24 protein-coding genes are annotated in these 24,862 nt (G+C 34.1%); 8 read left to right on the top strand and 16 right to left on the bottom strand.

What is annotated here, in order from left to right:
• From PHR76_RS05530 to htpG, 12 genes are all read right to left on the bottom strand, one after another.
• Positions 1–242: TIGR03643 family protein (locus tag PHR76_RS05530; RefSeq protein ID WP_300059382.1), on the bottom strand; the 242-nt coding region annotated here is incomplete at its 3' end.
• A 71-nt stretch (positions 243–313) separates the two neighbouring features.
• Complete coding sequence (locus PHR76_RS05525; protein WP_300059380.1) at positions 314–589, bottom strand: DUF2805 domain-containing protein; 276 nt, start codon at positions 587–589, stop codon at positions 314–316.
• A gap of 100 nt (positions 590–689) precedes the next feature.
• Positions 690–1,514 (bottom strand): sterol desaturase family protein, encoded by an 825-nt coding sequence (locus PHR76_RS05520; RefSeq protein WP_300059378.1) that lies wholly within the window; start codon positions 1,512–1,514, stop codon positions 690–692.
• A 48-nt stretch (positions 1,515–1,562) separates the two neighbouring features.
• On the bottom strand, positions 1,563–2,105 hold the full coding sequence (locus tag PHR76_RS05515; protein WP_300059376.1) for a DUF1003 domain-containing protein: 543 nt from the start codon (positions 2,103–2,105) through the stop codon (positions 1,563–1,565).
• Between the two features lie 6 nt (positions 2,106–2,111).
• Positions 2,112–2,411 (bottom strand): hypothetical protein, encoded by a 300-nt coding sequence (locus PHR76_RS05510; protein WP_300059374.1) that lies wholly within the window; start codon positions 2,409–2,411, stop codon positions 2,112–2,114.
• A 25-nt stretch (positions 2,412–2,436) separates the two neighbouring features.
• Positions 2,437–3,039, bottom strand: a complete 603-nt coding sequence (locus PHR76_RS05505; RefSeq protein ID WP_300059372.1) for an alpha-ketoglutarate-dependent dioxygenase AlkB — start codon at positions 3,037–3,039, stop codon at positions 2,437–2,439.
• Positions 3,040–3,104: 65 nt separating this feature from the next.
• Positions 3,105–3,809, bottom strand: coding sequence for an aquaporin Z (aqpZ, locus tag PHR76_RS05500; protein ID WP_300059370.1), 705 nt, complete (start codon positions 3,807–3,809; stop codon positions 3,105–3,107).
• Positions 3,810–3,827: 18 nt separating this feature from the next.
• Positions 3,828–4,184 carry a DoxX family membrane protein gene (locus PHR76_RS05495; RefSeq protein WP_300059368.1) on the bottom strand — a complete coding sequence of 119 codons (357 nt, stop codon included), beginning with the start codon at positions 4,182–4,184 and terminating at the stop codon, positions 3,828–3,830.
• Between the two features lie 89 nt (positions 4,185–4,273).
• Positions 4,274–5,176, bottom strand: a complete 903-nt coding sequence (locus PHR76_RS05490) for a DMT family transporter (RefSeq protein WP_300059366.1) — start codon at positions 5,174–5,176, stop codon at positions 4,274–4,276.
• Between the two features lie 190 nt (positions 5,177–5,366).
• The gene (locus PHR76_RS05485; protein ID WP_300059364.1) at positions 5,367–5,759 is read right to left on the bottom strand and encodes a DUF2721 domain-containing protein; all 393 of its coding nucleotides are present in this window, start codon (positions 5,757–5,759) and stop codon (positions 5,367–5,369) included.
• A 33-nt stretch (positions 5,760–5,792) separates the two neighbouring features.
• Positions 5,793–6,239: a hypothetical protein gene (locus PHR76_RS05480; protein WP_300059363.1), complete on the bottom strand. Its 447-nt coding sequence runs from the start codon at positions 6,237–6,239 to the stop codon at positions 5,793–5,795.
• A gap of 105 nt (positions 6,240–6,344) precedes the next feature.
• Positions 6,345–8,231: a molecular chaperone HtpG gene (gene htpG / locus PHR76_RS05475; protein WP_300059361.1), complete on the bottom strand. Its 1,887-nt coding sequence runs from the start codon at positions 8,229–8,231 to the stop codon at positions 6,345–6,347.
• A gap of 208 nt (positions 8,232–8,439) precedes the next feature.
• Between htpG and PHR76_RS05470 the strand changes: the two genes are divergently transcribed.
• The 5 genes from PHR76_RS05470 to PHR76_RS05450 all read left to right on the top strand — a co-directional run bounded on the left by PHR76_RS05470 (position 8,440) and on the right by PHR76_RS05450 (position 12,436).
• On the top strand, positions 8,440–8,883 hold the full coding sequence (locus tag PHR76_RS05470) for a lipocalin family protein (RefSeq protein ID WP_300059359.1): 444 nt from the start codon (positions 8,440–8,442) through the stop codon (positions 8,881–8,883).
• Between the two features lie 14 nt (positions 8,884–8,897).
• The gene (locus PHR76_RS05465; RefSeq protein WP_300059357.1) at positions 8,898–9,587 is read left to right on the top strand and encodes an OmpA family protein; all 690 of its coding nucleotides are present in this window, start codon (positions 8,898–8,900) and stop codon (positions 9,585–9,587) included.
• Positions 9,588–9,724: 137 nt separating this feature from the next.
• Entirely contained in the window at positions 9,725–10,396 is a 672-nt protein-coding gene (locus tag PHR76_RS05460; protein ID WP_300059355.1) for a TetR family transcriptional regulator C-terminal domain-containing protein, read from the top strand.
• Between the two features lie 5 nt (positions 10,397–10,401).
• Positions 10,402–11,721, top strand: coding sequence for an AarF/ABC1/UbiB kinase family protein (locus PHR76_RS05455; RefSeq protein WP_300059354.1), 1,320 nt, complete (start codon positions 10,402–10,404; stop codon positions 11,719–11,721).
• Between the two features lie 277 nt (positions 11,722–11,998).
• Entirely contained in the window at positions 11,999–12,436 is a 438-nt protein-coding gene (locus tag PHR76_RS05450; protein WP_300059352.1) for a hypothetical protein, read from the top strand.
• A 24-nt stretch (positions 12,437–12,460) separates the two neighbouring features.
• Here PHR76_RS05450 and PHR76_RS05445 read toward each other — a convergent pair whose 3' ends face one another.
• The gene (locus PHR76_RS05445) at positions 12,461–12,826 is read right to left on the bottom strand and encodes a hypothetical protein (protein WP_300059349.1); all 366 of its coding nucleotides are present in this window, start codon (positions 12,824–12,826) and stop codon (positions 12,461–12,463) included.
• Between the two features lie 1,186 nt (positions 12,827–14,012).
• On the opposite strand from PHR76_RS05445, the gene PHR76_RS05440 reads away from it, so the two are divergent.
• On the top strand, positions 14,013–14,951 hold the full coding sequence (locus tag PHR76_RS05440) for an ABC transporter ATP-binding protein (RefSeq protein WP_300059347.1): 939 nt from the start codon (positions 14,013–14,015) through the stop codon (positions 14,949–14,951).
• An 84-nt stretch (positions 14,952–15,035) separates the two neighbouring features.
• Here the strand turns inward: PHR76_RS05440 and PHR76_RS05435 are convergent, their stop codons facing one another.
• Positions 15,036–17,441 carry a prolyl oligopeptidase family serine peptidase gene (locus PHR76_RS05435; protein WP_300059346.1) on the bottom strand — a complete coding sequence of 802 codons (2,406 nt, stop codon included), beginning with the start codon at positions 17,439–17,441 and terminating at the stop codon, positions 15,036–15,038.
• Positions 17,442–17,531: 90 nt separating this feature from the next.
• Positions 17,532–18,158 (bottom strand): hypothetical protein, encoded by a 627-nt coding sequence (locus tag PHR76_RS05430; RefSeq protein WP_300059344.1) that lies wholly within the window; start codon positions 18,156–18,158, stop codon positions 17,532–17,534.
• A gap of 206 nt (positions 18,159–18,364) precedes the next feature.
• Between PHR76_RS05430 and PHR76_RS05425 the strand changes: the two genes are divergently transcribed.
• Positions 18,365–19,375 carry a beta-ketoacyl-ACP synthase III gene (locus PHR76_RS05425; protein ID WP_300059342.1) on the top strand — a complete coding sequence of 337 codons (1,011 nt, stop codon included), beginning with the start codon at positions 18,365–18,367 and terminating at the stop codon, positions 19,373–19,375.
• 96 nt (positions 19,376–19,471) lie between these two features.
• Positions 19,472–20,140 carry a sterol desaturase family protein gene (locus PHR76_RS05420; protein ID WP_300059340.1) on the top strand — a complete coding sequence of 223 codons (669 nt, stop codon included), beginning with the start codon at positions 19,472–19,474 and terminating at the stop codon, positions 20,138–20,140.
• Between the two features lie 121 nt (positions 20,141–20,261).
• Here the strand turns inward: PHR76_RS05420 and PHR76_RS05415 are convergent, their stop codons facing one another.
• On the bottom strand, positions 20,262–24,848 hold the full coding sequence (locus PHR76_RS05415) for a choice-of-anchor L domain-containing protein (protein ID WP_300059338.1): 4,587 nt from the start codon (positions 24,846–24,848) through the stop codon (positions 20,262–20,264).
• Positions 24,849–24,862: the final 14 nt, after the last annotated feature.

The raw sequence follows: 24,862 nt of genomic DNA, 5'->3' as shown, positions 1-24,862 counted from the left end.
CATTTAAAACGATCAATGTTGTTTTCTCTTAATTTAGCGTGTTTGGTCAATCGACCTTGTACACGTTCTCGCCACATTTTGAAACTTGACAATTTCATTTCACGACGCATTAATTCAATAATAGCTTGTTCAGAAATTCCGAATTGAAAAGTAATAGCTTCAAAAGGGGTTCGGTCCTCCCAAGCCATTTCAATAATTCTGTCAATTTCTATCAGGGAGAATGTTTTTTCTTTCTGCGACATTTTACTAGATTTGATGTACAAAGGAAGTTATTAAATAAAAAAACTCTTGTTGAACAAGAGTTAAATTTTACTTAATCGAATTTATTTTTTATATAATATTTACCTTCTAAGTCTTCATCAAAATCGTCAATGATAATTTTAGGTTTGGGTTTGCTAGCAATAGCTTTCTTTTTCCAAAGTTCAAATTTCTCTTTGGTAAGTCGCTTTTTCATCATTTCGGTCACTTCATTTTCAGAAAGACCGAATTCTTCTTTAATAACTTCAAAAGGTTTTTTTTCCTCCTGAGCCATACTGATAACGCGTTCGATTTGCTCGTTATCCAATTCCACTCTTTTACTTTTTTTCATTAGTTCAAAAGCACAGTTAGTTTTTAATGTTAGGTTCAAAATTCAACCCAATATTACAAAAAAATAATACTACTATCTCAATCTCGTGTATTTTTTTTTATCAAAGTTTTGGTGCTCTGTATTTTTGAAAAGGAATTTTCAACAAATTAGACAATTCATTGTTTTCTTCCGGTTTCATGTGTGTATCAATTCCATAGACAATTTGTTCTCGCTCTAAGTAAGAATAGGTTCCGAATAATCTATCCCAAACTGAAAAAATATTACCATAATTACTATCGGTAAACGGCAATTTATAATGATGATGTACTTTATGCATATCGGGAGAAATGATAAAATAACTCAAAAATTTATCTAATTTTTTTGGAAGTGGAATATTAGCATGATTAAATTGTGAAAATACGACTGACAACGATTGGTATAAAAAAACCATCCACATCGGACTGCCTACTAGTATAACACCTATAACCGTAAAAATAAAACGAATAACACTTTCTCCGGGATGATGCCGGTTGGCAGAAGTGGTGTCCACCCAAGTATCGGTATGGTGAATCAGATGAAATCGCCATAAAAAAGTAACTTTATGTTCAATTAAATGCACCAAATAGGCACCAATAAAATCTAATAAAAGTAAGCCGACCAGCGTGAAAACCCAAATGTTCATTTCCGGAAGCCATTGTAAAATTCCAAACTGATTGGCTACTGTAAAATCGGCGGCCAATAGCAAAATAAAAGCCATCACAAAATTAATAACAATGGTCGTTAACGTAAAAAAGACGTTTAAACTCGCATGTTTTACTTTGTGGTAACGAAATTTAAAAAGTGGAAATGCATTTTCAATTAACCAAAAAATGGTAATCCCACCTACTAAAATTAACCCCCGATGAAGAGACGAAATCGATTCGAAATAGGAAATAAAAGTATTCATTTCTTTTTTTTACTAAAATAACAATTTATCTTTTTAAAGATTGAATTCTTAATTTTTATTTTTTAAATGATTTTCAATTTTCTTTAAAATCTCCAATTGTTTGGCTTGACTATCAAAAAGCATTTTAATTTGTTCTTCGAGTAATAGGTCAACTTTATCATGCAACGCTCTAATTTCTAATTCTGCTTTCATATTGATTAAATAGTCATTTTCGCTTCGTTTTCGGTCTTTTTCTTCCACCCGATTTTGGCTCATCATAATAATTGGAGCTTGAAGAGCAGCAATACATGATAAAATTAAATTCATTAAAATAAATGGATACGGATCAAAAATATCTTTTAAAGGCGTGATTGTATTAAAGAGAATCCAAATAAAAAGCAGCACAAAAAAACTGATAATAAATAACCAACTTCCACCAAAAGTGGCTACTTTATCGGATATTTTTTGACCTTTTGTAAGAATGTCTGCTGGCGGATGTATTAAATTATCAAGGATTAGTTTTTCATCTTCAATCGTTTTTTGAACAATTTTTTGGAGTTTCGCCAATTGTTCCGATTCTGAATTTAAAAGCTGAGTGACATCTTTGTTCATGATTATTTATTTTATAAAATTGAAGCTTATCAAAAGAATAATGATTAGAATTCCTAAAAGTGATAGGATATAAAAAAAGTTAGCAATTTTTTCGAGAAGAATTTCTCTTTTTTGTTGGTCGGTTCGGATAGAAATAAAAGAGAAAATACATGAAAAAATCAATAAAATAGCGACTCCTGAGGTTAGCAAGTTAATAAATAGAATCTCCGATTGATTTGCCAGGTGAAGCGAAGTTAGCACAATCAAGCAAAATCCTAATAAATTAGTTGATGCGTTTAAAATGTGTTGCGAAGTGATGTTTGCCATAGTGATTTACAAATAAAAACTGTTATTATTTAATAATTCTGAACGTTAAATTGATTCGCGGTCCAATGGGTTTTGTTGTTTTTGGAATTTGATGTTTCCAAAAATGTTGTGTCGTACCTTTCATGAGCAGCAAACTGCCATGTTCTAAGATTATTTTTTGTTTAACCTCTTTATGTGTGTTGTGTTGAAGATGAAAAATACGTTCTGCTCCAAAGCTAATGGAAGCAATAATGGGATTTTGGCCGAGTTCTTTTTCATTATCGGCATGCCAGCCATTGCTGTCCTTGCCATCGCGGTAAAAATTAAGTAATACGGTGGTGAAGTTTTCAGAACAAATTTCTTCTATTCTATGTTTGAGATGCATCAATAATGGATTCCATTTGTGCGGATGCATGACAATATTTGAATACGAATATGTTTTTCCATCATTGCCAAATAAAGCTGTAAGTCTAGGCTGTGGATGTGTTTGACCAAAAACAGTAATGTTATCTTGTTGCCAAGGAATTTCGTTTTTCAGTTTTTCAAAAAACTCGGTAGCGGTTTGAGTATCAATAAAATCAGGATAATACTCGATTTCAGCATCGGGTAAATAGAAAACAGTTTTTTGATTGGGGAATAGCGAATTCATCCTGTAAAATTAAAAAAGCGATGGAAATAATCCACCGCTTTTAACTATTAATTAAACGTAAATAATTAAACGTTTTTTTGCAATACATTTTTGTAGATGATTCCAGCGATAATAGCTCCTAAAATTGGAGCAACCCAAAACAGCCAAAGCTGTCCAAGTGGTTCACCACCAACAAAAATGGCTTGAGAAGTAGAACGAGCTGGATTTACAGATGTATTTGTGATTGGAATACTGATTAGGTGAATCAATGTTAAACCTAAACCAATGGCAATTCCGGCAAATTTACCGTTGGCAAATTTATCGGTTGCTCCTAATATAATTAACAAAAAGAACATGGTTAAGACCAATTCCGTCACAAATGCTGCAACCATGGAATAGTGATGAGGAGAAAAATCTCCGTATCCATTTGAAGCAAAAGCTCCTGCTTGTGTATTGTCAATTCCTAAAAACCCTTCTTGTCCATTCATGATAAAGTACAAGGTTGCAGCAGCAGCTAATCCTCCCACACATTGCGAAATGATATAAGGTAAAAGTTCTTTGGCGTCAAAACGTCCGCCGGCCCATAATCCAAAAGAAACAGCCGGATTAAAATGTCCTCCAGAAATGTGTCCAACTGCATAAGCCATGGTCAAAACCGATAAACCAAAAGCCAAAGCAACGCCTGCGTAGCCAATTCCTAAATCTGGAATTCCAGCTGCAAATACAGCACTACCACAACCGCCGAAAACCAACCAATAAGTACCGAAAAATTCTGCAAATAGTTTTTTCATAAAAGTAAAGTTTAGTTATTATTTAGTGTATTGATAAGTCCAAATGATAAGTGCAAATTGAAGCGGTAAACGAATAAATCGAACCCATTTGGGCAATCCTAAAGCCGCTTTTTCATATTGATACATATAAATATTTGCAGGAAAAACAGCAATCAACAAGAAGATAATTCCCCATGCCGCTATTTTAGAAAAGTCAGAAAGAAGTAAAAGAATTCCCAAAAGAGTTTCAAGAAAACCCACTAGATAATTCATGAAATTTGGGTAAGGGATAGTAGGAGGCATGATTTTTAAGTATAACTTCGGCCTTCGAAAATGATTCAGGCCAGCTAGAATAAAAAGAAATGCTAAGAGATATAAATGCCATGAAAAACTCATAATTGAATTGTTTAGTTCATTACGAATTTAATAAAAAAATGTTAAATAAGTGCAATATTGTTAATTTTATTAAAAAAACAATGCAAAAATTACTTTTTCACTTTAATATTCATAATCACAATAGCGAGAATAATAAGAAAAATTCCAAACCATTGTAATCCAATAACTTTTTCATTTAAGATGAAATAGGCCATTAAAACCGATACGGGTAATTCTAAAGAAGTGACAATACTTCCCAATCCAATTCCGGTATGTGGGAATCCTGCATTTAAAAGCATCGGCGGAATAATAGTGCCAAATAAGGCTAAGATAATTCCCCATTTTGCAAAAATCTCAAAATTAAAAGGGGTCACTTGTGTTATTAAAGCAAAAATCAGTACGATTATAGCTCCGCCTAAAAGCATATATAAACTTCGTTGGGCCGAAGAGATTTCTAAAGCAACTTTATTGGCTGTGAACATCGTAGTGGTGAAAGAAGTAGCTGCTAATAATCCCCAAATTAATCCAATTGACCAATCAATTTCTGGGTCGTTAAAGTTAATTTTAAAGATGTTAATTGCTAAAGCAGTTCCAATTAAAACAACGATTACGGATATTGTTTTTTGCATGGAAGGAACTTTTTTATCTAAAATCCATTCTAATAAAACGCCCATCCAAACGGTTTGCATTAATAAAACAATTCCGATGGAAACGGGAATGTGTTTAACCGCTAAATAATAAAAAACACTGGTCATTCCTAAAGAAGTTCCGGCCAACATTAGTTGTGAAATATTTTTTTTAGTAGCTTTTACGGCGGTATTTTTGTTTTTGGCTCGTTGAAATAAGTTGATGATTAAAATTCCTAAAATCCCATAGGTAAATTGTGCTGTAGTCACTTCTGCAGTCGTAAAATTTTCTTGATAAGCCAATTTCACAAAAGTAGCAAGCATTCCATAACTGGTTGCTCCTAAAGCAACCAACACTACTCCTTTTAAAGTCTGATTTCCGAACATAATTTAATTTTTAAAGCCGGCAAATATAGTCAAAAGGAATGGTTTATTCCTTTATTTATGACTAAGTTCTCTCGAATGATTTTGTTGGAAAATTGGTTCAGATCATAATCATTTTAAGCGGTTAGCTTACGAAAAAAGCTATATCTCCAGTAGAAGCGTGACTTTTTGATTTTATTTTTTTGATGAGTAATTATTTATCTGCTAAGTCCTTTAGATGAAAACGTAAAGCGTTTACCGATATACTAATTTCCCATAACGAAATTCCTAAAGAAACTAAAAGAGCTAATAAACTAGCACCAAATAAAACTAATCCAAGAAATTGTTGTTCTAAAAATAAAACTAACATGGCAAAAACTGATAAAAATAAACAAAAAACACCCGCTAATTGCATATAGCGAATCAACGTTAAACGTAGGTTTAAGTTTTTAATTTGAATTAAAATACTTTTGCTTTCTTTCTCGTCGTATGTTTTTTTTAGATTTCGAATAATCTGAGCAATCGTTAAAAATCGATTGGTATAAGCTAATAAAATTAAGGCCGTCGCCGAAAAAAGTAAGGCGGGAGTTTCTATAGTTAAGATCATTTTAAAATTTTATAAGTTCAAAAAATGCAGTAGTTATTTTAATATGTTGAACGTTTCAACTTCTTTTTTATGTTTTAAGGTTGCGGTTTCCGCCTCTCTATTCAAAATAAAGTCAATGTCTAAGTCCGTGATATCAAAACTAATTTCTGTGATATAGGTTTTGGATACATTGGAATAATTTGATTCAATTTCGTTCATGTCTGAAACCAGTTCTATTTTTTTATCTTCTGCTTCAAACACAATTTTACAGCCTTGCTTTGTTTTTATTTTTGTGTTTCCAACTACAATTAAATCAAGATAGCTATACTCTGCTAATTCATTAATTTCGGCCCAAATTCCACCAGTTCCTGATTCGGCAATTTTTTCACCTCGTGCATTAACAATTTTATATTCGGTTACCTTATCCACTTGGTTTCGCTCCATTGCTTTTGGATTTCCCATTTTTGCTAAAACGTTGTCTAATTTTTTAATCCAGCTCATTTTTATTCTTTAATTTTAAAAACATAAAAGTATAAAATTCATATCAAACAAAAAAACCTGCAAGCTTTCACTCACAGGTTTTACTTATTACTATCGACTAACGACTTACTTAATCATCTCAAAACTTCGTTTAACAAAAGCGGTCAATTCTTCTCCTTTTAGTAATCCTTGCGAGATTTTGGCTAAATCCATCGCTTGTTTTACCAAATGTTCTTGAACTGTTTTGTCTTCTGTGGCTAAGATTGTCGTGGCTAAAGTAGAATTGGTATTCACCACTAAATTATACATTTCTGGAAAATTACCCATTCCAAACATTCCGCCACCGCCAGATTGACTCATTTCTTTCATACGTCGCATGAATTCGGGTTGCGTAATAATGAACGGAGCTGCATGACTATCCATTGGTTCTAATTGAACGGTATAGGTTGTTTTTGGAACCAATTCTTCTAAAACTGTTTTTAACTGCGTTGCTTCTTCGTCAGAAAGTTTAGAAATAGTAGTTTCTTCTTTTTGAATGATTTTATCAATATGATCTGAATCAACTCGAACAAAAGACAAGTTTTCGTTATCCGATTCTAATTTCTGAATCAAATGCGACACAATCGGACTGTCTAATAAAAGTACTTCATAGCCTTTTTCTTTCGCGATGTCAATATAACCATGTTGGGCTTCTTTATTGGATGCATATAAAACGACTAATTTTCCGTTTTTGTCCGTTTGTTTGTCTTTTAATGTTTCTTTTAATTCGGCAAGCGTATAAAATTTATCTTCAACCGTTGGATATAAAACAAAGTCGCCTGCTTTTTCATAGAATTTATCTTCTGATAACATTCCGTATTCTAAAACGATTTTGATATCATTCCATTTTTGTTCAAAATCAGCTCGGTTTTCATTGAAAAGCGATTTCAATTTATCAGCAACTTTTCTCGTGATATAGTTGGATATCTTTTTCACATTTCCGTCTGATTGTAAATAAGAACGAGAAACATTCAACGGAATATCTGGCGAATCAATCACACCGCGAAGCATCACTAAAAACTCAGGAACAATTCCTTCTACATTATCCGTAACATAAACTTGATTTTGATACAATTGAATTTTATCCTTTTGTACTTGTAAATCCGAGGACATTTTTGGAAAATATAAAATCCCAGTCAAGTTAAACGGATAGTCCACATTTAAATGAATGTGAAATAAAGGGTCTTCAAATTGCATAGGATACAATTCGCGGTAAAAATCTTTATAATCTTCATCCTTTAGTTCTGCTGGTGTTTTTGTCCAAGCTGGATTGGGATTATTAATGATGTTATCGACTTCAATTTCCTCTGCTTTAAAATCTTCTGGAGCATCTTCTGGCTTAGGTAGCGTTTCTTTTTTAGTCCCAAATTTAATGGGCACAGGCATGAATTTATTGTATTTTTTCAACAATTCACGAATTTTAAAATCTTCTAAAAATTCTAAAGAATCCTCAGCGATATGCAAAATAATTTCGGTTCCTCTTGCTGTTTTATCATGAGCAACTAAAGTGAATTCTGGGCTACCATCACAAGTCCAATGAGCTGCTGGTTCGTCTTTATATGATTTGGTAATGATTTCAACTTTAGAAGCGACCATAAATGCCGAATAAAATCCGAGACCAAAATGTCCGATAATACCTGAATCTTTGGCAGAATCTTTGTATTTTTCTAAAAACTCTTCTGCTCCAGAAAACGCAATTTGGTTGATGTATTTTTCAACTTCTTCCATCGTCATCCCAATTCCTTCATCAATGAGGTGTAGTTTTTTGTTCTCTTTGTCAATTTTAACCTCAATTTTCGGATTTCCATATTCCACTTTAGCTTCGCCAATGCTTGTTAAGTGTTTCAATTTAAGCGTTGCATCCGTTCCGTTGGAAATTAACTCCCTAAGAAAAATTTCGTGGTCACTATATAAAAACTTTTTGATTAAGGGAAAGATGTTTTCTACTGAAACATTAATTTTTCCTGATGACATATTTTTATTTTTTTAATTAAACATTTTCTTTGTTTATACAAAAGCAGTACCAAATGATATTACCTGACAAAATGACGTGTGAATTATGTAAACTTGACGTGTTAATTATGTAAGAAAATCCTATGCAAATCTCGGTTTTACGCTGTATCTTTGTCGTATAAATATTTAATTTTAGTTTAGGATGAAAAAAATCAGTGTATTTTTAATCATGTCGTTAGTTCTTATTAGTTGTAAGACAAATACGGCAACACAGTTAGACAACAAAACAGAAGTTGCTCTAAAAGGCAATTGGAGCATTACATCCGTAACTTATCCTGGTCAAGCTTACATTAAAGTGACGTCGTTTGAGGTGGCAGATTCACAGTGTTTTGTGGGAAGCAATTGGTCATTTGTGTCCAATAATAATAAAGGACAAATGGATTTGACAAAATCGGGTTGTGGAGTATTTGGTTCGCCAATAACTTGGTTTATTAATAAAGAAGGAAATTTTGTATTTAAGATTTTAGCAACTGGCGAAAAAGCCAAAAACGTAAAAGAGGGCTATGTTTTAAAAGTAGCTAATTTAACAGAGAACACTTTTCAATTAATTGATACCATCAGCGTTGGTGGAAAATTAACCGATGTAGTTTATCAATTTCAACGAACAATTTAATATAAATAGTTATTATGAAGAAGTATATCATTTTTAGTTTAGTAACCGTATTTAGTTTTTTCACAACAAGTTGTGATTCGGTTAAGAACGCAAACAACACGCAAAAAGGTGCGGGGATTGGCGTAGCAGCTGGAGCAATTATTGGAGGAGTTTTAGGAAACAACCTCGGGAAAGGCGGAAATACCGCATTGGGAGCTGTAATTGGCGGAGCTGTTGGTGGAGCCGTTGGTGGTTCAATTGGAAATAAAATGGACAAACAAGCTCGTGAAATCGAACAAGCTTTGCCAGGAGCAGAAGTGAATCGGGTAGAAGAAGGAATTGTATTGGTTTTAGGTGAAAATTCAGTGAATTTCGAAACTAATAAATCAATTTTAACTTCTGCTGCAAAAGCAAATCTAGACAAATTAATTCCAGTTTTTGAAAGTTATGCCGATACAGATATTGTAATATATGGTTATACCGATAGTACAGGTCCAGTTGATTTTAATCAAAAATTGTCGCGAGATCGAGCAGCTTCTGTAAGAAATTATTTGGCTAGTAAAGGGCTTTCTAATGCACGTTTTCAAACCAAAGGAATGGGGCCAGATGATCCAATTGCTTCTAATGAAACTGTGGAAGGAAGAAGTAAAAACCGTCGGGTAGAATTTACGATTACGGCTAACGAAAAAATGATTCAAGACACAAAAAAAGAGGTTGGAAATTAAATAACAACCTTATTTTATCTAAAGGCCATCTTTTTTAGATGGCCTTTTTTAAACTTTAACAAATATTTTGTTTAAATAATTTTGATAAAGGTTAAACAAATTTGTATCTTTGAAGAAGAATTAATTCCAATAAAAAAATGGCCACAACAAAAAAAACAACGACTAAGAAAAAAAGCATAACTGATGATCAAATCATTAGCTTTTACATGGATGAGGTATTAAAAAATAATGCTGAAACAAAAAATGTCTATCAATTTTGTCAAGCACATCAATTGGAAGAAAGTGACTTTTACCTTTTTTATGGATCGATTGAAGCGTTGAAACAAGGAATTTGGGTAAAGTTTTTCGAAAATGTAAAAACAACAATCGAAAATGAAGAAAATTATTTAGGGTATTCTAATCAAAATAAATTATTGACTTTATATTTTACTCTTTTTGAAGTGTTGAAATTAAACAGAAGTTATGTTTATTTCACTTTGAAAGAAAATAAAAACGGGTTGAAAAATCTTACTCAATTAAAGGAGTTTCGAAACCATTTTAAAGCTTTTATCGTAGAGATGATAGAGACACAAGCTTTTGATGAAAATAAAAAAGTGAATAAAATTACAAAACCACTTTTTGCAGAAGGAGCCTGGATAGAATTTTTATTCCTTCTTAAATTTTGGTTAGAAGATACTTCAAAAGGATTTGAAAAAACAGACATCATGATTGAAAAAACGGTGAAAGCTACTTTTGATGTTTTAGACACAACGCCTTTAGAAAGTTTACTGGATTTAGGAAAATTTGTATGGAAAGAAAAATTTAATTAAAACAATTGAAAACACTAGATAAAATACCAACAAATAAAATTGAACGAGCGAGTCAATTAGTAAAAACCGGCTTTAAAGTAGGAGGGAACTACATTGCCTATTACGGTGAAAAAATCGTTAATCCATCTTTATCCAAAGATAAATTGAATGAAAACAATGCCGAGGATATTTATGACGGATTAAAAAATCTTAAAGGAAGTGCTTTAAAAGTGGCTCAAATGTTAAGCATGGACAAAAACATTATGCCACGAGCCTATGTAGAAAAGTTTTCGTTAGCACAATTTTCTGTCCCACCATTAAGTGCTCCATTAGTTCGCAAAACATTTAAAAATTATTTAGGAAAATATCCTGAACAACTATACGATTCGTTTACGCCAGACTCTATCAATGCTGCCAGTATCGGTCAGGTACATCAAGCAACCAAAGATGGGAAAAATTTAGCTGTGAAAATCCAATACCCTGGCGTAGCGGATAGTATTAGTTCAGATCTTGCAATTGTAAAACCATTTGCGGTTAAAATGTTCAACCTTCAGGGAAAAGATTCTGAAAAATATTTCAAAGAAGTCGAACATAAATTATTAGAAGAAACCGACTATGATTTAGAATTAAAACAAAGTCAGCACATGTCGGAAGCTTGCAAAATGATTGAACATTTGCGTTTTCCAACCTATTATCCAGAAATGTCTTCTAAGCGAATTCTAACCATGGATTGGATGGAAGGAGAACATTTGTCTGAGTTTACCTCGCACAATCAAGATAGAAATAAAGGCGATCAAATTGGCCAAGCCTTATGGGATTTTTATATGTATCAGATGCATTATTTACGACAAGTGCATGCCGATCCGCATCCCGGAAATTTTTTAATTGATGCCGATGCCAATTTAATTGCGATAGATTTTGGCTGTATCAAACAAGTGCCAATAGAATTTTATGTTCCTTATTTTGAATTGGCTAAACCCGAAATAATTGACAATCCGGCTTTATTTAAAGAAAAATTATTTGAATTAGAAATTCTGCGAGAAGATGATTCGCCAAACGAAATTATTTTCTTTACAGGACTTTTTCATCAATTATTAAGTTTGTTTACCAAACCTTTTCACGGTGATTATTTTGATTTTTCAGACGAAGAGTTTTTCGGAAACATTGCCAAAATGGGCGAAGAGTTTTCAAAAGATACCCAACTCAGAAAGATGAATGGAAATAGAGGTTCCAAACATTTTTTATACATTAATAGAACATTTTTTGGCTTGTATAATTTGCTTCATGACCTAAAAGCGAGAGTCAAAACAAAAGAATATATAAAATATACCAACAACGCGTTTTAGTTGTTAAATGGTTGTTTATTTATTGGTTAGGTTGATAAGAGCGGCACTCCACGTTGAGCATTGCCGCTCTTATTCTTTTACAGTAGTGTTGTAGATAAGCACTCAAAAAAAATGAAATTTGTTTTTAAATAAAGCTACAATTAGTTAGAGTATTCGTCATAAAGTTTTCCCATTATATGGGCATTGTTTTATTATTGTCGATTAAATAGCGTAAATTTAGTAAAATCATAACATCATGTTAACTAGTTTAAAAACAATTCTATGCATAATAATTTTAATGCATACAACAATCACAAATGCACAAAGTACAAAAGAATTAAAACAAGAAATTAGTGTACCCATTATAGTGCTTGAAAAATTCACTCAAAACTTCCCTTCAATAGAACCTGTTTGGGATATTAATTATCAGGGCACATACAATCAACAATTGGTTTACAAAGGAAAGTTTATCTACAACAACCGTAGTTCGTTGGTTGTTTATGATAAAGATGGAAATCTATTGGTCTTTGCCGCAACAGTCGAGAAAAGTGAAATTCCAGACAAAATAATTAAATACATGGCTAAAAACTTTCCCGCTTTTTCAATTGTCGAGGCTTTGTTAGTCACCAGAGGAACAGACGAAAACACCTATGAAATCGCAATTTATGTCAATGATCAATATGTTGTAAAAGTATTTACTAAATCGGGTGACTTTATCAAAACTACAAAAACATAAATCATAACTGAATAAAACTGATTCTTATAATTTCAAAATATCAGTAGGAGTTTTAACTAAAATTGTAAAATCACCTCGCAAAGCGATAGGCTGTTTCATTAGCTCTGGATTATTCTGAATCATTTTTATCCAATCATTCGTCGAATAATTGTGAGGTTCAAAAGCAGCTTTATAATCGGGTAGTTCTTGGTTTACAAGATCAGCTACAGTAATCTTTAATCGCTGTGCAAGTTCTACAATTTGAGTTCCCGTTAGTGGTGTTTTTAAAATATCAATGTCTAAAACGGCAACACCAGATGCTTTGGCATACGCCAAAGTTTGACTTGCTATCACGCATTTAGAATTGTAAAACAAGGTTATTTGTCTGATTGAGGTGGCTATTTCTCCCATTGATTGTAATTAGTATCACGTTAGTTAGGTTATCTAAAATTGCCCACAGCACCTTATTTAAGTCTTTTATACGATGACAAGTTGCACATTTTAAATAATCACTAAGATACTACATTTAGTTCACACCATAACGCTTCTCCTTCAATTACATTTGCTATACTGTTCCTCCCGCTGGTTCAAACGGTTTTGTTGTCATTCCGACGAAGGAGGAATCTCAACAAAAAGGAGCAACTTGGGGAGATTCCTCCTTCGTCGGAATGACAAAATCATGAAGATTATCTCTTAACTTATAAAAATTGACCGCATGAATCCTTTCGTGTGGTTGCACTTCACATCAAATCTACTAAATTATTCATTTGGTTTTATTAAACTTTTTAGTTTATGATTCGATTTCACCGCAACCGCACTAACAATGTCAGTATGTTAAGCGGTTTTGTTGTCATTCCGACGAAGGAGGAATCTCAGCAAAACGTAATGACAAGCAGAATGATTAACGATTGCTGATTAACGATTGTTGATTGTTGATTTTTTGTGGGATGGAACACGGATTTATAGCTGCGACGGATACTCGCGTATTTTTTTCTGTGTAGGATGGAACACGGATTGAATGGATTTAGCGGATACTCACGGATTTTTCTCATGCTTCGATACCTATTCTTTCTGTTCGCTTTGTCATTCCGACGAAGGAGGAATCTCAGCAAAAAGGAGCAACTTGGGGAGATTCCTCCTTCGTCGGAATGACAAAATCAAGAAGATTATCTCTTAACTTAAAAGAATTGACCGCATGAATCCTTTCGTGTGGTTTTTCTTTAAATCAAAAAACTAAAGAACTAAAGAATAAAAAACTAAAAACTGAATTGACTAATTAAAGAAAATTAAATAATCAAATACTTTAAAATTATTATTCCCGTGAAAATGGGAAACTTAAAAAAACCCCTCCCCAAAATAGGACATGATGTTACAAAAATAGGACATGAAGTCACATGAGAAGCCCATGAAGCATCCAAAATGTCTCATGAAGCACCAGAATTGCCACATTTCGTTGCCTAATTGCCCCATGAAGCATCCGAAACACACCTTTCTTCTAATCCAATACCACATCCCCCTCAACTCCTCAGCCACTCATAACTCATAACTCAAAACTCACAACCCTTTTCTTATCTTTGCACAAACCCAAACCCAATTCATGTTACAAGTCAACGGAATAGCATTTTCCTACCTTAAAGAAAAAACAGTTCAAAACATATCCTTTTCAATAAACAAAGGAGCAACCTTAGCAATCATTGGCGAAAGCGGCTGTGGCAAAAGCACGCTTCTAAAACTCATATATGGTTTATACGACCTTGAAGAAGGAACTATTTTCTGGAACAAAACCGAAGTACAAGGACCAAAATACAATCTCATTCCCGGAATGTCTTTTATGAAATACCTTGCACAAGACTTCGATCTCATGCCCTTCATCACCGTAGCAGAAAATGTCGGAAAATACCTTTCTAACTTCTACCCAGAAGAAAAACAACAACGCATTGACGAACTGTTAGAAATCGTCGAAATGTCCGACTACGCAAACACCAAAGCAAAATACCTCAGTGGCGGACAAATGCAGCGGGTTGCCTTGGCTCGTGTGCTTGCCTTAGAACCAGAAGTTCTTTTGCTCGACGAGCCTTTTAGCCACATCGACAACTTCCTAAAAAATAGCCTTCGCCGCAAACTATTTGCCTACCTTAAGCAAAAAGAAATCACCACCATTGTTGCCACACACGACAGTACTGATGTGCTTTCTTTTGCAGATAAAGTCTTGGTTTTACAAAACGGAAAACGAATCGTTCACGCCAATCCAACGGCATTGTTTTCAAACCCACCGTCTAAATATGTCGCCTCTTTATTTGGAGAAATAAACGAAATCCCAGGCCATTATTTCGACCAGAAAAAGCCAATGCTCCTGTTTCCGCATCAATTAAAAGAAGTTAAGATATCAAAATTAAAAGTAACCGTTTCCAAAAGTTATTTCCGTGGAAACCATTACCTAATCGAAACCAATTACCCAGAAGGTGTCCTTTACTTAGAAAGCGAAGTCCCATTATATCCCGACCACGAGCTTTGCTTAGATAAAAAATTTCAATAAAAAATTGTCCGAAGCCCAACATAAAAACAAAAAACCCCGAAGTATTTCAACTTTGGGGTTCATCTAGTATCTTTTCTCTTTCCTCTAATTCTTCAAATATTTCTCCAAAAATTGATCTTGTTCCCAAAGCAAATGTAAAATGTTTTCTTTGGCCACATAACCATGACTTTCTTTGGGTAAAATAACCATTCTAACCGGAGCACCCAAGTTCTTTAAAGCTTGAAAATAACGTTCGGTTTGTAGCGTAAAAGTACCCGGATTATTATCTGCCTCACCATGTGTTAACAATAAAGGCGTTTTCATTTTAGTGGCATTCATAAAAGGCGACATGGTGTTGTAAACCGCGGGTACATCCCAATAGTTTCGTTGCTCACTCTGAAAACCAAACGGAGTTAAGGTGCGGTTGTAGGCTCCACTTCGTGCAATTCCGCACGCAAATAAGTTAGAATGAGTTAATAAATTAGCGGTCATAAATGCCCCATACGAATGTCCGCCAACCGCTACTTTTTTACGATTAATATAGCCTAATTTATCTACGGCATCAATCGCCGCTTCACCATTGGCCACTAACTGTTCAATAAACGTATCGTTAGGTTCAGCAGTTCCTTCTCCAATAATAGGAAAAGAAGCATTGTCTAAAACAGCATAACCGCGGGTAACCCAATAAATAAAAGAACCATAACTTGGGAAGGTAAATTGATTTTCGTTTTTGCTGTTTTGTCCAGCCGAATTTTTATCTTTAAATTCGGTGGGATAAGCCCAAATTAATAAAGGTAATTTTTCTTTCTTACTACGGTCATAACCTGCAGGTAGATAAAGAGTTCCGGATAATTCAACACCATCTTTCCGTTTATATTTAATAACTTCTTTATACACATTTTTAATACTTTCAAACGGATTTTTAAAAGAGGTCAATTGTGTTAATTTTACTTTCCCTTTAAGGTTTCTAAAGTAATAATTAGGATACTCATTTTTAGATTGAATCATCACCAAGGCTTCTCCTTTTTTAACATCTTCAAACGATATAATATCTTCTTTCTTATCCGTATAAGCCGATTGATAAAGGCGTTTAGTTTTTAAGGTTCTCAAATTTAATTCATCAATAAACGGAAATTGACCTTCTTTAGTAAATCCCTGTCCGATTAAATAAGCCGAATTGTTTTCGAGTAGTAAAACATATTTTCCAAATTCATTTTTTTTAGTTTCAAAACTTCCCTGATCGGCATAAATATCTTGATAATTGCGTTCAAAAATCACTTGAGCCTTTTGGTTAGCTTTTGAAGGATTCAATAAATAAGTTTTCATGTTACGGGTGTCATACCATCTGTCCATTACAATTGCGGTCGTTTCATCACCCCATTGAATTCCGGCATAACGTTGGTTCATTTTCATTAAAGAAGTGGGTTCGTTGATAAACGGAGCGTCCCAAACAAATAATTCATCTCTAAACTCAACTTTTTTTGCCTGATCACCTTCATCTAACGCTTCCACAAAATATAAAGTAGCTGGTTTGTCATTTCGCCAAGCGAAGCTTCTTTTTCCTTTTCGAGTAGAAGAAAACCCTTTGGGCATCACTTCGATTAACGGCGTTTGATTCACAACTTTAATTTCTTTCCCGTCTTTGTCACACACAACTGTTTTTTCCGGAAATCGATTGAGCGGAACGATATAAGAAAATGGTTTTTCGATAGTAGAAATCATAATAAAATTTCCGTCTGGCGAAATACTTTCTTCAGAATACATATCGGCTTTCATAAAAAGAGAAGCTTTTCCGGTAATTGAAATTTTATAAAGTTCAGAAGTCACTAAAGTTTCAAAGTTTTGTTCATCCGATGGGTTTTTCAACAAATCTTGATACGTTCTATTTTGCGAAACGCTTCCATCACCTGAGGAAACAATAGGGCCAGTTGGCAAATCTTTCTTCTCATCAATTAAAGCGGGTCTGTTTTTAACCAACATTCGCACTAAAATATGTTCGTTGTCAGTAAACCAGCTAAACGGATTTCCCATATTGGCATTTACTGTGGCTTCCGTTAGTTGAGTTGCTTGAGCAGAGGCCACATCAATCACCCACAATTCAACTCCAGTTGAAGTGGTGTTTGAAAAAGCAATTTTCTTTTGATTGATGGAAGTCGACAAATTACTGATTCTCGAATTTTCTGGCAATCCTTTTACTTGAATTTCGTTTTTGTCGGTTAGCTTTCTAATTTTTAAATTATTGATGTAGGTAACAGTACTCGAAATATTAGTAACAGGATTAATCCTTAGTCCACCTAAACGCATCTCTTCTTGATTTAAATCATCTAAAGTTTTATACGTATTTCGATAAGACAGCAGCATGTATTCTTTATTGGCAGAAATAGAAACGGAGGGTGCACGCTCATAATCGGCTAATGTTAAGATTTCTTGAGGAGGCTTTTGATAACTAAGGTTTTCTTGTCCATAAACAAATGAACCTAGAAATAATAACAGAAGAAGTTTGCTTTTCATGGCGTGATAGTTAGAAATAAGGTGTCTAAAATAGCACATAAAACCACGTCAAAAGCTAAAAAAAATGTTAAATCGAAAAGGAAGTTGATTTTACTCTTTAACTACAATCAGCGATGCTTTTGCACCTGTAGCTAAATTCCAAATATCTGATAAAATGACCGTTCCAAACTCATCAACCACCACAAATTGAGCCGTATTGGGGCCAGACTCACCTTGATTTAACGCTAAGAATTCTAAATTGTTAAATCCAGGTTGAAGTTCAATAAAAAAAACTTTAAACGATTCCGATAAAAAAATACTGTTTTCTACCACTTGGTCGTTTAAAATAATCCGCACGCGATCGCCATCTACGGCTTCATGATCACGACACATCACTTTAATAAATTTAGATTTACTTCTAAAATCGCCAAAATATTTTCCACGTTTATATTCATCTTTCATATCCGCTTCGCCCGTTAAGAAATTGGGTTTTACTTCAAATTTCTTCTTGATAAAATCAGTTTGCTCGGTTAAATCAATTTTCTTTTCTTCCCGAAGCGGACGCGTATCCGGTTCAGAACTTGGTGAATTTTCGGGTAAAAATATAGAACTTTTTGTTTTACTAGGCGTAACGCCAAAGCTACTACCAAAAGTAGAAGATTTTGTGGCATTATCAAATTGTGCCAAAGCCAAAGCAGGCAAAATTAAAGCAAATAGTATCGTGAAGAAAAGTCTCATTCGTTTTATTTTCGATTCAAAGATATAGATTTTCAGTCAGACAAAGCTCTTAACAAAATGCTAAATCTGTTAGAATGAATCAATAAGAATGCCAAAACTTTAATTGGTATTGAAATTTTGATTATTTTTAAATTTAAATTCATTTTAGCAGTTCTTTTTAAAAGATTGCTAAATTTGTACTACTAAATTTATTAAAATAAGAATATATGTATCATTCAAAAATAACGGGACTTGGTTATTATGTGCCTGAAAATGTAGTTACCAATGATGATTTGTCTCAAAAAATCGATACAAATAACGAATGGATTGTTGAGCGAACAGGTATTCAAGAAAGACGACATGTAGTAAAAGGAGATGGCAATTCTACCACTTCAATGGGTGTGAAAGCCGCAAAAATTGCCATTGAAAGAGCCGGAATAGCAAAAGAAGCCATTGATTTTATCATTTTTGCCACTTTAAGTCCTGATTATTATTTTCCAGGTCCAGGCGTTTTAGTGCAACGTGATTTAGGATTAAAAACGGTTGGAGCTTTAGATATTCGAAATCAATGTTCCGGATTTGTCTATGCTGTTTCTATTGCAGACCAATATATTAAATCGGGTATGTATCAAAATATCTTAGTCATTGGTTCTGAATTACAATCGTATGGTTTAGATATGACAACTCGCGGACGAGGCGTTTCGGTGATTTTTGGTGATGGGGCAGGAGCGGCCATTCTTTCAAGAGAAGAAGATACCACAAAAGGAATTCTTTCTACGCATTTGCATTCTGAAGGACAACATGCAGAAGAATTAGCTGTAGTAGCTCCTGGAATGGGAGGTCGTTGGATTACAGATATTTTAAACGATAATAATCCAGAAGACGAAAGTTATTTTCCACACATGAACGGCCAATTCGTGTTTAAAAATGCGGTGGTTCGATTTAGTGAAGTTATAAATGAAGGTTTAGAAGCAAATCAGTTAACCGTGGCCGACATTAATTTACTGATTCCGCATCAAGCGAATTTAAGAATATCACAATTTATTCAGCATAAGTTTAAACTACAAGACGAACAAGTTTTTAACAATATTCAAAAATACGGAAACACAACAGCTGCTTCAATTCCGATTGCCTTAACAGAAGCTTGGGAACAAGGAAGAATTAAAAAAGACGATATAGTTGTTTTGGCGGCTTTTGGCAGTGGATTTACATGGGGAAGCGTAATTATTAAGTGGTAAGTTAACCCTAAGATCAACAAGTTTTTTCGTTTAGTTTAGACTTTTAATATTTTTGTAAAATTAATAAGAAGAATATTTCGATAGAATTTTATTATAATGAGACCAAGAGGAATTAAAAATACAGGTCAAGCTAGGCTTTTTAAGAGTGATTTTTTGGAAATGTTAACCAAAACAAAACCTAGTGTAATTTGGGGAATTTATATTCCAATTTTAAGCTATTTACTTTATCGAGCTCACACCGTTTATAAAATAGAATTGATTCAAATGGTGCTCTTGTTTATTGCAGGTATCTTTTATTGGACTTTTTTTGAATATATGGCTCATCGGTTTTTATTTCACTTAGTGAGCGATAACCTCAAAACAAAAAAAATTGCCTATATTTTACATGGTAACCATCATGAGTATCCACGTGACAGACAGCGTTTATTCATGCCTTTAGTGCCAAGTTTAATTTTGTCTACTACGCTTTTTAGTTTGCATTATTTGGTGCTGGGTGTATATAATTGGGCTTTCTTTCCTGGTTTTATGATTGGTTATTTGTCTTATGCTTCAATGCATTATGCCATTCATGCTTTTGAAGCTCCTTTTAAATTCATGCAGCCGCTATGGCGAAATCACCAGTTGCATCATTATAAAGACGAACATTTAGGATTTGGGGTGAGTAATACATTTTGGGATAGAGTATTTGGCACGATGTTCAACCTAACCAAAAACAAACCGGATACTGAGAAAGTAAAAGAACTGATGTTTGAAAAAGAAAAATAAAAAAAGGTCCGAAGTAATTGCTTCGGACCTTTTTTTATTCTAAAATTCCTACAATAAAATTGATAAAAAAAAGACCTTCACTTGAAGGTCTTTGATTTCTAAACAACAAAACAATATAAAACTATCTCTTCAATGAAAAGTGAGATCTGAATTCTTTAGTTTGATTTTCTTCTTCATAGGTTACGGTAAACCAATAATCAGTTGAAGGCATTTGACTTCCGTTATACATTCCATCCCATCCTTTTTTATGCGGGAAGATTTGGGTTAATAATTTTCCATAACGGTCATAGATATAAATGACCGCTTTGGCTTGCTCTTTTAAATCTAAAATATTCCAAGTATCATTAAACCCATCAGCATTTGGCGTAAAGAATTTAGGATAATTAATCACTAAAACGGTACCGGTTACAATGCCACATCCGTTTTTATCACGTACGGTTACGCTATGCATACCAGAGCTTACATTTGGAAATGTCGGACTATCTTGAAATGGACTACCATCTAAAGAATATTCATAATTTCCGCCTACACCAGAGGCATTAATCGTAATCGAATTGTTATCGCTAAAAGCCATACTCACGGTGAATTCAATAGCTGCTGGTTCAGAAGCTACTACTTCCGCTGGAGTAGGTTCAGAAGAACAACCCGTAGCAAAACTTGTGGCAATTACACTATAAACACCTGGAGCGGTCACTAATAAACTACTTCCAGTAGCTCCATCAATTAAAGTAGTTTCTAAATACCATTCAAAAGAATGCGTTGCTGTAGAAAGGCCACTTACAATGGTAAAAGGATTTAATAAATTTCCTGTTTCACTTTCAATACAGATGATTCCATCAATTGGTGTTGGTTCTGGAATTTTATTTATAATAAATGTTATCGGTTGGATAGCAAAACAGTCAGGGACTAAGGAATTATTTACACGTACATAAACAGTTTGCAAGGTAGTTGAAGATATTGCATTGGTTTGTGAAGTGGCATCTGTTAGAGAAGCATAATAACTCACATTAAATTCTGAACCAATTTGAATACCTAAAACAATACTATTTAAAGTTGCTAAATCAATGGCAGTCACACCATCATTTGTTCCGTCTTCATCACAAAACGTTCGGTCTGAAAGTCCAACGGGATAAGCAACTGGTGTGGGTACTATCGTTACTTCAAACGAAGTTTCATCGCTACAATTTGGATTGTAACCAGAGGAGGCATAGATGTAAATTGTCTGAGAAGTCGAGATAGTACTTCCTGCAGCGAGTTGTCCGCCAGTTCCATTTGGTCCTCTAAAATATTTTCCAACGGTTAGCGGTTGTAAAATATAATTTGAACAAGAAGTTACATTTTGTAATTCATCTACATTAAAGATGTTTACCATAAAACTTTTTTCATCAGAACAATTTGGAGTTGTTGCTGTTTCTGCATAAACATAGAGCATTTTAGAAGCAGTTAATTCTGTTCCAGCAGTAAGCATAGTTCCATTTCCACCTGGTTCAGTAAAATAATTTCCTATTGCAAGTTCTGGTAAAACATATGAATTACATACAAACACATCATTAATTGAGAGAACAACAGGCGATTCAAATATCGTAACCGTAAACGAAGTTTGATCGGTACATGAAAAAGCAGGTCGAATTTGATTTTCTTTATAGATATAGAAAGTTGTGGTTTCTGTAATTACGGTACCTGGAGCGACTGTCGTTCCAAAGCCGTTAGGCCCGTCAACTGCGGTGTAATATATATTTCCGGCAGTTAATTCAGGTAGCGTATAGCTATTACACACCGCGACATCGGCTAACGTATCTGCATGAATTTCAAACACATTAATTTGGAAACTCGTTTCAGCTTTACACCCATTTGCTTCAGCATAGATATAAATAATTTGCGATGTGGTAATTACATCACCACCCACTAACATCGTACCCGTTCCGTTTGGAGCTGTAAAATAATTTCCTAATTCTAATTCAGTCAATACATAACTGTTACAGCCATCAATATCAGAACGCGAATCAATTTGTGGAGGCGACAATACGGTGACTTCAAAACTAACTGAGTTTTGACATCCTTGTCCGTCGTTCAAGTAGATATAAACCGTTTGCGAAGTAGTAATTTCATGGCCAACAGCAAGTGCAGTACCCGTTCCATTTGGTCCTGTAAAATAATTACCAAGCGGAATAGCTGGCAAAATATAACTTTCGCAACTCGTGGTTACTTCTGGAGTTGTAATAGTAGGCAGGGCGATTGTTATAGTAAAGTTTAAATTATCGGTACAGTTCGGTTGATTTTGACTTACTGCATATACATAAATAGTTTGCGTACTAGTGATTACCGTTCCAGCAGGAATGGATTGACCACTTCCTTGTGGGCCTGTAAAATATCCGCCAATTGGCAAAGAAGGAAGTGTAAAACTGACACATTCTGTCATCGATGTCGGAGCTGTAATTCCAATAAAAACAGTAAAACTACTTTGGCTTTCACAGAAACTATTCGTTGCATATACATAAATGGTAGTGGTTTCCGTAATCACTGTTCCAGCTGGAATCATTGTGCCAGTTCCATTTGGGCCATCATAATATTGACCATCGGTTAACGGTGGAAGTGTATATGAAGTACAATCAAATACATCGGAAAAAGTTCCTGTTACGGGTGATGGAAGAATTACCAAGTTTATAGGCAAATCTAGCACACAATACGGTGGTTCGGGTGAAACAAAGTAGAAATATATTGTTTGTGAAGTTGTTAAAGTCATTCCACTTAACAAGGTTCCAGTTCCATTTGGTCCAGAAAAATAACCGCCAACGGCAGAATTAGGTACATTATAGGAATTACAGAACTCATTTTCAGATGTGTTAATATCCGAAGGTTTAATAATAGTTACTAAAAAACTTGACTGATTTGGACAATAAGGTTCAATCAACGCTACATTATAAATATAAATACGCTGTGTTTCATCAATGATATCACCTTCAAATTTTTCAATTCCATTTCCGTTTGGTGCAGTATAATACCTACCATAAGTAATCGGAGGCAAAATATAGTATTCACAAACAATTACATCATCCTTGGTATCCACTAACGGTAGCGGAGCAACTATTAAATTAAATGAAGCAATGCTAAAACAAGCTGAATCAGTTGCATTTTGTACACGAACATATATAGTTCTATTTGTTGAAACATATATAGACTGACTTAAAGGATTGCTGCCATTTGTTGCATGGGCTTCATTTGCGTGGTAAGTAACAATATTATTTGTTCCTGATTGGCCATTTAAAACTTGCTCATTTAAGGAAGCTAAGTTAAAACCACTGAAAGTTGGTGCTGTAACTCTGGCACATCCGACTAAATCCATAGGCTGATGAGCAACGGGAGGCGGAGCAATTAACAATTGAAATGGCTTAACAGAATAACAGGAAGTGTTGTTTTTTTGCACACGAACATATATTGTTTGATTCCCTGCACTTGTATAGGTTAAAGGTAATGGATTCGTTCCGCTTGCTGCATTAGCTTCAGTAGCATGATAAGTAACCGTGGTAGAGCCATTAATTCCTGCTGTAACAATTGGGTTGTTTAAACCTAAATTATAAGTGTAAGATGTAGCCCCTGTATCACATTTAGATAGATCGATTGCATCAGGAGTATTAAACACCGAATTATATTGAATTCTAATCGTATCTGTAACTGTTTGACAAGGAAAAGCAATATTTGTATAAGTTAATTGATAGTTACCTGCTTGTGTGATTTCTAGAGAAGGACCATTTTGACCAGGAATTGTTACGCCATTTCTTTTCCAAACAAATGAAAATTGAGAGGCACTTAAACCACTATTGATGACGTACGTTTCACCACTACACAAAGCTGTATTTGTAGCTATGGTTAAATCATCCCCTAGAACATTTTGTCCAATATTAAAGGAATTAGCAGATAAAAAGATGGCAGAATCTGATTGTGGATCAATACGGTCGGCAATTACTAATTTGATTTTGTAGGGTGTATTCGGAACTAAAACGGCTGATGCATTCATCACCACAGTTTGTCCGTTAAAGTTGGTTGGCGAAAGCGAAGCATTAGCCCCACCATTAAACGAACCAAAATATTGTGCATTAACCGAAGGACAAGCTGAATTATATAAAAAATCACGAACCGTTACTACCGAAATAGGGGTTGTCGTTCCAGGAACTACCGCTAAATTAGTTGTTACTCCTGTATTCATATTCGTTAGTAAAAAAGCAAAAGCATCTGAAAATTGACATTGAAAATTACCATATTCTTCTGAAGCAAATAAGAAATCAAAATCAAAATAAGGCGACATCGCCGTAAAGTTGAATTCTAAAACTGTTGCATTAGTAGAAGCCATGGCTATTCCAGCATTTGCCAAGATGTTTTCTAAATCAGTATCTCCAGGCCAGGTGTTCAAACCATCATTTAGCATCGAGTTGTTTGGACCAGCAGCATTCATGACATTTCCAGTACTTAAAATTACCCCACTTTCCATCGGAAAATTAGGGTTAGTATTCTGAAAATAACCAATTCCGTTGGATGAGCCAAAGTTGGAACCCGTACTCCAGTTTACGTTATTTACCGTTAAACAGGGCGAATTCACCAAAATTGTACTCACTAACTCTGGCACAGTGTACGTTGTTGTATTTACGGTAATCGATTGAGAAATTCCTAAAAAAGGAATTAATAGCAGTAAGAATAGTAATTTTGTTTTCATGCTTATTAATTTTG

The sequence above is a fragment of the Flavobacterium sp. genome, assembly GCF_028689845.1.
GTDB lineage: Bacteria > Bacteroidota > Bacteroidia > Flavobacteriales > Flavobacteriaceae > Flavobacterium.
The sequence above is the reverse complement of the archived record's forward strand: the minus strand, read 5'-3'. Positions and strand labels throughout refer to the sequence as shown.